At 38.7% G+C, this 9,562-nt stretch carries 7 protein-coding genes; 3 read left to right on the top strand and 4 right to left on the bottom strand.

All coding sequences use genetic code 11. The features are described from left to right. Nucleotides 1-174: 174 nt before the first annotated feature. The 4 genes from K0S23_RS18525 to K0S23_RS18510 all read right to left on the bottom strand — a co-directional run bounded on the left by K0S23_RS18525 (nucleotide 175) and on the right by K0S23_RS18510 (nucleotide 5,765). Nucleotides 175-768: a hypothetical protein gene (locus K0S23_RS18525; RefSeq protein WP_300360377.1), complete on the bottom strand. Its 594-nt coding sequence runs from the start codon at nucleotides 766-768 to the stop codon at nucleotides 175-177. A gap of 22 nt (nucleotides 769-790) precedes the next feature. Beyond that, entirely contained in the window at nucleotides 791-2,443 is a 1,653-nt protein-coding gene (locus K0S23_RS18520; protein ID WP_300360376.1) for a peptide MFS transporter, read from the bottom strand. Between the two features lie 24 nt (nucleotides 2,444-2,467). Next, on the bottom strand, nucleotides 2,468-4,189 hold the full coding sequence (locus tag K0S23_RS18515) for a peptide MFS transporter (RefSeq protein ID WP_300360375.1): 1,722 nt from the start codon (nucleotides 4,187-4,189) through the stop codon (nucleotides 2,468-2,470). Between the two features lie 121 nt (nucleotides 4,190-4,310). Continuing rightward, nucleotides 4,311-5,765, bottom strand: a complete 1,455-nt coding sequence (locus K0S23_RS18510; protein ID WP_300360373.1) for a peptide MFS transporter — start codon at nucleotides 5,763-5,765, stop codon at nucleotides 4,311-4,313. A gap of 91 nt (nucleotides 5,766-5,856) precedes the next feature. Between K0S23_RS18510 and K0S23_RS18505 the strand changes: the two genes are divergently transcribed. From K0S23_RS18505 to K0S23_RS18495, 3 genes are read left to right on the top strand one after another with little or no spacing between them, the layout of a single operon-like run. Then, nucleotides 5,857-6,507, top strand: coding sequence for a TatD family hydrolase (locus tag K0S23_RS18505; protein WP_300360371.1), 651 nt, complete (start codon nucleotides 5,857-5,859; stop codon nucleotides 6,505-6,507). Next, the gene (locus K0S23_RS18500; protein ID WP_300360370.1) at nucleotides 6,500-7,237 is read left to right on the top strand and encodes a tRNA threonylcarbamoyladenosine dehydratase; all 738 of its coding nucleotides are present in this window, start codon (nucleotides 6,500-6,502) and stop codon (nucleotides 7,235-7,237) included. The genes K0S23_RS18505 and K0S23_RS18500 overlap by 8 nt, the downstream gene beginning before the upstream one ends. A 48-nt stretch (nucleotides 7,238-7,285) precedes the next feature. Then, nucleotides 7,286-9,205, top strand: a complete 1,920-nt coding sequence (locus tag K0S23_RS18495; protein ID WP_300360369.1) for a M1 family metallopeptidase — start codon at nucleotides 7,286-7,288, stop codon at nucleotides 9,203-9,205. Nucleotides 9,206-9,562 lie beyond the last annotated feature (357 nt).

Here is a 9,562-nt window from a genome sequence, read left to right as displayed (position 1 = left end):
TACTTTTCAACTCCCTCCGTTTCCGAAGTGCTTATCGTTCTAAGCGGTGGCAAAGGTACCCACTTATTTTACTTCTGCAAGAGTTTTTGAAGATTATTTCTTTCTTTTTTTCAAACCCATCCTTAACACCCTGATAATAGTCTGTTTATAGCAAGAAAAAAAACAATGGTTTTTTCAAACATTAAGATAGAAATCTCTCAACTGCCCTATAACTGGCTTATTTGAACTGGAAATGGCTTCCATGGTTTGAGCCTCCTTTAGTATACTTTCCAGCAAAACAGGGTTTACTAACACATATTTTCCTTCGGAAATCTTTAATTCACCGGTATTATTTGTTTGATCGAAAACAATCATCTTTCCTTTTAGCGATCTATAGGACTCATTATATACCGCCAAAATTTGAATTAAAGCATAAGACAACATCTCATCCACATTCAATTCCTCCCTGGTTGTATCGTCAAACTGCAAGTCGGCAAGCAGCTTCCCCATCCGTTTTTCCAAAGCCTTCTTTTCTGCTTTTGACATATTCCTATATATAGGACTCACTTCATTCAAATAATAGCGATGATTTACATTGAATTTAATTGCATCAAGAGAAAGCTTTTCTCTCAGTGCTCTTCTCAACCAAATGCGAAGTGAGATAGTCGTTAAAAGGATCAGAACAACTCCGACAACTTTTGCAGGAACAATTAATCCGTTATTTAATAAGAAAGGAATAGCAATTAGTAATAGAACTATTGGAATTAATAGTGCAAGAAAACGTTTCATATTATATATAGATCAATTGGGATTATTTCTTCTGCTCTCTAAACACTTTCAATAACCAAGGCAGGAGAACAATCAAAATTAGTGTTGCACCCATCATCAAATAAAAGTTCAACATAAAGAATGAAGACTTATCATCGTATTGATCCCAAAGAGATGCAATTACTCCACTTAATTTATTTCCTATCGATGTTGAAATAAACCAAGCCCCCATCAACAATGCTGTCAACCTGGCCGGGGATAATTTTGAAACCATCGACAATCCGATCGGAGACAAACAGAGCTCTCCCACGGTTATTACCCCATAGGCTCCAAAGAACCACCAATAGCTTGATTTTATTTCACCATTCATTGAAGCATTTGCTGCAGCGACCATTACCAAACAAGATAATCCTGTAATGAACAAACCCAGAACAAATTTAATCGGGATAGATGGCTCCATTTTTCGTAAACGAAGAAACCTGAAAATTCCTACTATTAATGGAGTGAGTACAATTACCCAAAAAGGATTTACAGATTGGAAGATATTCGTATTGAATACAACTACCTGTTCCCCTTCTTTCAATTCAGGAGTTCTTTCATAGTTTTTAAAGTAAGCCGGGTATTGAACTGCCTCCTCATCACCCACTTTCCGGAAATGCTTATCCAAAACCGGTGTTGGCTTATCCGATTTGACATAATCTACCGTATCGGCCAAATACATACTTTTCAGTCCGCTTTTCGCAAAATCGGGCACATCCCTGTTTGTATAATTGTTTGCCCAGGTGTTTAACACTGTTCCATTCTGTTTAAAAATCGCCCAAAATGGAATAACCGCAATACAAACAACCAAAATCGCGCTAACCACCCGGCGCTCATTTTTAGGTGACGAAAACAATACATATCCAAAAAAGAAGATTACCGGAATACAGGCAAAAAGGAAAGCATCTGTCACGTCGTCTTTAACCAGGAAGGAATGTTCGTTCGTTTCGGACGGAACTCCATTTATGAAGTATCCGATGATTGCAAATAAAACCGCAGGAACAACCACAATCATCAAATCAATCCACCAGGCTTTTTCTCCCGGAACAGCTACTTTTTTAATGTCACCTGTCGAATAATGTTTATTCCCGAGCAAAAACACCACTACTCCAACAAACATACCAATACCCGCGCCGACAAAAGCGACCGAATATCCATATTTATTAATCAGGAAAGCGGAAACAATATTACATACAAAGGCCCCGATATTAATACCCATATAAAAGATGTTATAACCCTCATCTTTTTGATCGCGGTAATCATCATTATTGTATAGGTTCCCCAAAAGTGTTGAAATATTCGGTTTGAAAAGTCCATTACCTGCAATAACCAGGATCATTCCTGAATAGAGCATGGCAAACGAATGAATTCCCATCATGCAATATCCTACTCCCATCAGGACACCTCCAATAACTATCGGGAGTCGATAGCCTAAAACCCGGTCTGCAAGTAAACCTCCGATAAAAGGGGTGAAAAACACCAATGCTATGAAGGTTCCGTATAAACTTGCTGATTCAGCTTCAGACATTTCAAATCCCTGATCTACATCTTTCAGATACAAGGTAAAAATCCCTATCATTAAGTAATAACCGAAGCGCTCCCACATTTCGGATAAAAACAGGTAAGGAAGTGCTTTTGGGTGTTTGCGTTGTTTCATGTGAATTCTTCTTGTAATATACTATTATTTTACCCCACCCATCTTTTTTCTCAGAATAGGAGAAATAATGATTAATACCACTCCCGAAATCAGTGAAATAATTCCAATAGTCTGATATCCTTCTGTGTACTGCATTAATTTTTCTGTATTCGTCAGGTTTTTGTCCGGATCACCACTTGATGCCAATGCAGCACCAATTAAACCTGCTCCATATTGTCCATAAGCGCTTGCCAAGAACCAGGTCCCCATCATCATCCCGGTTAATCTTTTAGGAGATAATTTGGTTATCATAGATAAACCAATAGGCGATAGACACAATTCTCCTACACTCACTACCAAGTAAGCAAATATAAATATCCACAATGGTGTCAGTCCATTTGCATCAGCAGAAAAACGACTGTATGCAAACACCAGAAATCCCAAGCCTAAGATAAAGAACCCCAAGCCGAACTTCACAATGGTATTCGGTTCTGCTCTTCTCTTACTCAACCAAACCCATAAAAACCCAACCAACGGAGCCAATAAAACAACCCAAAGCGAATTCAAAGAGTTATTCACCTGGGTCATGTTCATTCCTTTACTTGCAACATTACCATTTGCAAAGTAGTTCAATGACCCGCCACCTTGTTCAAAGAAGGACCAGAACAATGCAGAAAATATAATGAGAAGAACCGCAACAAGTAATTTTCCGAATTCCTCTTTTTTCACTTTGGTTAATACGTAAATAAGGTAACCTAATATAACTGCTGCAAGAACAATCATGAATAAATCACTGAATTGAACTTTATATGGAATCATTGTTCCGTCTTTCAGCTTAACATCCCCCATTAAAAATGTCAAGTCCACATCAAAGGGATAATAAACCATTAGAAAGAAAAACGGGATCATTGCTAAAGAAGCTAAATAAACCGTCAAATTTTTAGATAAGCCAAGTTTGTTCTTTTCTACCAATTTCTCAGGAAAAGGAGGCATTCCAATTGGGCCTAACGATTTTTGTGTTTTGAGAAACAAAGCCAAGCCCATCAGCATACAAACTCCTGCCAAAGCAAATCCAAGGGACCAGCTGATCGATGTTCCAATGTAAGCAATGGTCAATCCACTTAAAAGAGCTCCTATGTTGATCCCGGAATAGAATAACGAAAACCCGGAATCCCTTCTAGGATCGTTATCGTGATAAAGATCCCCAACCATCGTGGAGATATTCGGTTTGAAAAATCCATTTCCTACAATCAAAATACTCACTCCCAGGTAAAACGTAAATGCCCCGGGGACAGCCATCAGAAAGGTTCCCAATGCCATCAGAATTCCTCCCCAAAAAACAGATTTTCTAAAACCAAAGATCTTATCAGCAAACATACCACCTACAAATGCCATGGCATAAATAAAGGCCTGGATTAAACCGTATTGTTTATTGGAAGAACTTTCCGCACTATCCTGGTCTTTCTGATGAGATGTTTCAATATAATATCTTGGATGATCCTTGGTTAATTCTTCTTTATTGAGTTCAAAGAATTCTATTTTCTTAGCTTCCAGCTTATCTTTTGGAATAGGGTTATAATCGCTTGTCAAAATAAGGTGAGAAATATACATTGCCAAGAGCGCACGCATACCATAGAATGTGAAACGTTCCCACATTTCAACCAAAAAAAGATACCAAAGCTGTTTCGGATATTTCCCTTTGAAATTTCTAATATTTTCCAATGCTGCTGCATCTGATGGATTCAGGTCTTTTTCTACCAAACTCATAACTCTATTTGTTAACGAATCGTAAAAATGATAAATTAATTCGGATGAGCCATTAAATAAAGTCCATAAAAAAATCCCTCGTTAAAAACAAGGGATTCAATTTTCTTAATTAAGGTTGAAATTATTTTACACCATGCATCATTTTACTCAATCTTCTGGAAACTGTAAGCATGACAAGACCTAAGCAGATTACAAAACCGCCGATACTCATAAAAATCGTAGCTGCTCCAAGTTTTTCAACGTACGCTGCAATAAATCCACCTAATATATTAGCGACGAAAGTAGATAACATCCACACTCCCATTAACATAGAAGCTAATTTAATTGGAGCCAATTTAGTTACAACACTCAATCCTACAGGAGAAATACATAATTCGCCAATGGTATGGAAGAAATATGTTACTATCAGAAACCAAAGTCCCGCTTTTTGAACTACATTTTCTTTACCACCAACGATTTCAGTTTGAACCTGGGCTGTTGCCATCAACATAAACAAGAATCCAATTCCCAATAAGATCATTCCCAAACTCATCTTCACTGGTGTAGACATTCTTGAACCTGTTTTAGAACCCCAGAACCATGCGAAAATTGGCGCTAAAGCGACAATAAACAATGGATTTACTGATTGAAATAATTCTGTGGAAATTGTCCAGCTGCCAACTGTTCTATCAATATAAGAATCGGTGTAAAGCGTCATCGATGAACCAGCCTGTTCAAATCCGGCCCAGAAAAAGATAATAAAAGCGGTTAAAATGAAAATAACAGAAACACGCTGCTTCTCTTCTCTAGTTAACGGAGCATCTATTGTTGGAGTGTTTACTTCAACGGTTGTAGAATCTACAAGTTCTACATCTGTAAATTGGATTTTCTTATTAGGTTTTTCACCAATCTCCAATAAATACTTTTTTGCTAAAGCGTTGAAAATAAGCTGACCTATCAACATTCCTACAGCAGCAGCTAAAAAGCCGTACTTATATCCATATGACATAATTACTTCTTTACCATTTTCATCGACACCTTTTGTCGCAAACCAATCATTACATAAGATAGCAACTACAATCGGAGCTAAAAATGCGCCAAGGTTAATTCCCATATAAAAAATAGAGAATGCTGAATCCCTTTTCGCATCACCTTGTCTATAAAGACGCCCAACAAGGGTGGAAATATTTGGTTTAAAGAACCCATTACCTATGATTAAAAGTAAAAGTCCGATTGCTAATCCTACATGAGTATTCAAAGAGAACAAAACGATCTGTCCAAGAAACATTGTTATACCTCCAATAGTAATAGCATTTCGTTGACCGATAAATCTATCCGCAATCCATCCTCCAATAATCGGAGTGAAATATACGAAACCTGTAAAGAAGCCATAAACTAATGACGCTGTACCTTTAGGTATCTCAAGACCATTTTCTACATACAACTTAGTCATGTAAAGTACAAGAATGGCGCGCATTCCGTAATAACTAAATCGCTCCCACAATTCAGTAAAGAATAAAAGATATAAACCTTTGGGATGTCCAAATATAGTTCCTTGCTTTTCTATTTCAGCAATTACGTCTCGTTGTTGAGTCATGTTTTTCAGTTTTTTTAGCGTCGGTGAAAATAGGTAAAAAATGATTGATTGATTCAGATTGTTTTAATTTTAACTATTAGTTTAATGCTTAATGTCTGATTTAGAGAAACTTTTCGATTCGCACACGCACAATTTTGATACAAAAAACCGTGGTATTGTGCAGGTAACTCTTTCTTCCAGAGAGAATTTACCATTCTATTTTTCGTTTGGGGTGCATCCGGAAGAAAGCACTGTTGATTTAGCCGAAATTGAAGATCTTTGCAATAAATTCATTCAAAAACCAGGCTTTTTGGCAATTGGTGAAATTGGCCTGGATAATCGGTATGCTTCACTTGACAAACAGGAAGAGATCTTTGTCTTTCAATTGAAGCTTGCTGCAAAATTCAACAAACCGGTGATCCTTCATTGTGTCAACTCCTGGGACAGATGCCGTTTTTTGCATGAGAAAAATGCTCCGGAAACTATGCTCATTTATCATGGATTCAATAAAGCTTCTATTACAGAAAGTGTTTTGGATTATCCCAACAGCATCATCAGCATTGGTGAATCTGTTTTAACCAACCAACAACTTCAATCAAGTCTTGCCCATATTCCCGATACGCGTTTACTGATTGAAACCGATACGGGAAAAGGGGAATTGATCGATACTTACCGCTTGGTCGCTGAGATAAAAAAGCTATCTTTGCAGGCCCTGACCGAACTGCTAAACCAAAACGCAAAACGAATTTTTAAATATGAGTAAATGGTTGGAGCGTACTGAGTTGATTCTTGGACCCAAGGAAATGGATCGTTTGAAATCTGCTCATGTACTCATTGTGGGACTCGGAGGAATCGGATCTTTTGCCGGTGAATTTATTGCACGTGCGGGAGTTGGTACTATGACAATCGTCGATGGCGATGCTTTCGATATAACGAATAAGAATCGCCAGTTAACCGCTTTGGATTCTACAATCGGGAAAAACAAGGCACTTGTTCTCGGTGAACGGATCAAAGATATCAATCCGGATATTCAATTAAATATTGTAGAAGAATTTGTTCTTCCGGAGCGTGTTTGGGAATTACTGGATCAGTACAAACCCAATTATGTAATGGATTGCATTGATAGTGTTACTCCAAAGCTGGAGTGGATCATCGCATGCAAAAGCAGAAAGATTAAAGTCATCACGCATCTGGGAGCCGGGGGAAAAGTAGATCCAAGCCGTGTTCATGTTGCAAAACTGCCCGACAGTCATAACTGCAAACTGGGTGCTCACATCAAGAAACGACTCAAGAAAAAAAATGTCGGGTTTGAAAAAATCAAATGTGTTTATTCATCCGAATTACAACAAAAAGACTCGTTGAAAATGACCGATGGATCCAATTATAAACGCTCATTCTATGGAACGGTCAGCTATATGCCTGCATTATTCGGATTAATGGGAGCTGCAGAAGTGATTCGCTATCTGACTAAAAAAGATGAAAAAGCAAACTAGAATGAAATTCAAAGAAAAAAGTATATTCGCATTCCTCAAACTGAAAAAATGAAATTAAAATACCTGTTCAGCATTGCTGCACTAACACTCTATATATCTTCTTGCGGTAACGATCCTGATCCTTTAAACAAGGACCAATCTATCAATGGAGTTGTTGCCAGTCACGATGCACATTCCTTCTCCAATACAGATCAAATCCGGACAAAGCACCTGGATCTGGAGATCGATGTAGATTTTGAGAAAAAGACCATTTACGGAGTTGCTCGTCATCAGATGGAGCGTATAAAAGATACGGATACCGCCATATTTGATATCAACGGACCGGAAATTCAAAAAGTAACACTTGGAAAAAAGGGCCAGGAAAAAGAAACTGATTTCATTATAGGTGCAATGCAGGAATTCTTAGGTCAGCCTTTAAGCATCAAGATCGATAAGAATACAGAATATATCAATATTTATTACAAAACAACCGAGAACGCCGGCGCATTGGATTGGATGGATCCCGAATTGACGGAAGGAAAGGAACATCCTTATCTATATACCCAGGGTCAGGCAATTTTAACACGTACCTGGATTCCCGTTCAGGGAACACCTGCCAACAGAATTACTTACAGTGCAGATGTAACCGTTCCTGCCGAATTAATGGCTGTAATGAGCGCTTCCAATCCAAAGGTTAAAAGCCCGGAAGGAAAATATCATTTCGAAATGAAACAGCCTATTCCTGTTTACCTGATTGCTTTGGCAGTTGGGAACCTGGAATACAAAAGCCTGGGTAAAAACTGCGGTGTCTACACAGAACCTGAAATGATCGACAAGGCCATCTGGGAATTTGCCGATCTTCCGAAAATGATCCAGGCAGCTGAGAATTTATACGGTCCCTACCAATGGGAACAATATGATGTCATTGTTTTACCTTATTCCTTTCCTTTCGGAGGAATGGAAAATCCGCGTTTGACCTTTGCCAATCCGACATTGATTGCGGGAGACCGAAGTGCAGTATCTGTACTTGCTCATGAATTGGCCCATTCCTGGTCAGGGAACCTAGTTACCAATGCAAGCTGGAATGATTTCTGGCTGAATGAAGGATTCACGGTTTATTTTGAGAACCGGATCATGGAGGAACTTTACGGAAAAGAAGTTGCCGATATGCTTGCTTTGATCGAATTCCAGGAACTTCAGACAGAACTGGAGAGTTTGGATGAAGAAGACACCCATTTGAAATTGAAGCTTACCAAAAGAAACCCGGACGATGGAATGACTTCTGTTGCTTACGTAAAAGGAGCTTTCTTACTGAAAACCCTGGAACGCGATTTCGGAAGACAGCGTTTTGATGCTTTCCTGAAAATGTATTTTACGGACCATGCTTTCCAAACATTGACAACCGAACAATTCAAGCTTTATCTTGAAGACAATCTGATCAATAAAACCGATATCAAATTCAATGTAGACGAATGGATCTACAAACCGGGACTTCCTAAAAACTGTTATGCGGTCAGCTCTCCGCGCTTTGAGAAAATCCAGGAATTGGCACGCGCATTTGCCGGTGGAAAAGATATCTTCAAAAAACCTGCGAAGAAAAAAGGAAAGAAACAACTGCCGGCTTTGAGCCGCGATCAGTATGTTCCACAGGAATGGCAGGCATTTATCCGTGCATTACCTAAAAAAATGGATCCGGAACGCTTGGCTTTAATTGATGAAAAATTGCATTTTAATTCGTGGGGAAATGCAGAAGTCGCAACCGAATGGTATGTTTTGGGGATCAATTCGAATTACACGGCAATCCGCCCCAATATTGAGAAGTTCATTTCGAAAGTAGGCCGAAGAAAATTCTTATTACCGATCTATACGGCTTTGAATGAAAATCCGAAAAGTAAAATTTGGGGAAAACAGGTTTACGCTAAATACCGTGAAAATTATCACCCGGTTTCGATCATGACATTGGATGATTTACTGAAGTATAAACCTTAATAAAATTACAAAGAAATTGTAGCCCATTCGTTTTTATCGGATGGGCTTTTTTGCACCATTTTTTTTAGGCAATGGTGATTAGGCAATAGCTATTAGTAGGATACAATTAAAGACTTTACATGCAGAGGAATGGGTGGCATGAGCCAGAGCCCCGCGCCAACGAAGAGTTAAATATCTATGCTTCATCTATGCTTCAATCATGGTTCATTCATGCTTGAAAGACGGAGTACCTATGCTAAAACTACGTTATGTCCCTCGGCTTTTCCGTCTTGACCAAAGCAGATCAAACAAATGATCGCTTCGGATCGAGTGAGACGGAGCCTTCCGCCCCGGCGGACTAGCGCTGTCCTTCGGCTT

This window comes from Fluviicola sp. (genome assembly GCF_029266855.1).
GTDB lineage: Bacteria > Bacteroidota > Bacteroidia > Flavobacteriales_D > Crocinitomicaceae > Fluviicola.
This window is presented reverse-complemented; position numbering and strand designations above follow the sequence as displayed.

Excerpts from the sequence above, each read along its gene's own strand:
- K0S23_RS18510 (WP_300360373.1), bottom strand. The coding sequence starts at position 5,765 with ATGACTCAACAACGAGACGTAATTGCTGAAATAGAAAAGCAAGGAACT.
- K0S23_RS18515 (WP_300360375.1), bottom strand. The coding sequence starts at position 4,189 with ATGAGTTTGGTAGAAAAAGACCTGAATCCATCAGATGCAGCAGCATTG.
- K0S23_RS18505 (WP_300360371.1), top strand. The coding sequence starts at position 5,857 with ATGTCTGATTTAGAGAAACTTTTCGATTCGCACACGCACAATTTTGAT.
- K0S23_RS18520 (WP_300360376.1), bottom strand. The coding sequence starts at position 2,443 with ATGAAACAACGCAAACACCCAAAAGCACTTCCTTACCTGTTTTTATCC.
- K0S23_RS18495 (WP_300360369.1), top strand. The coding sequence starts at position 7,286 with ATGAAATTAAAATACCTGTTCAGCATTGCTGCACTAACACTCTATATA.
- K0S23_RS18525 (WP_300360377.1), bottom strand. The coding sequence starts at position 768 with ATGAAACGTTTTCTTGCACTATTAATTCCAATAGTTCTATTACTAATT.
- K0S23_RS18500 (WP_300360370.1), top strand. The coding sequence starts at position 6,500 with ATGAGTAAATGGTTGGAGCGTACTGAGTTGATTCTTGGACCCAAGGAA.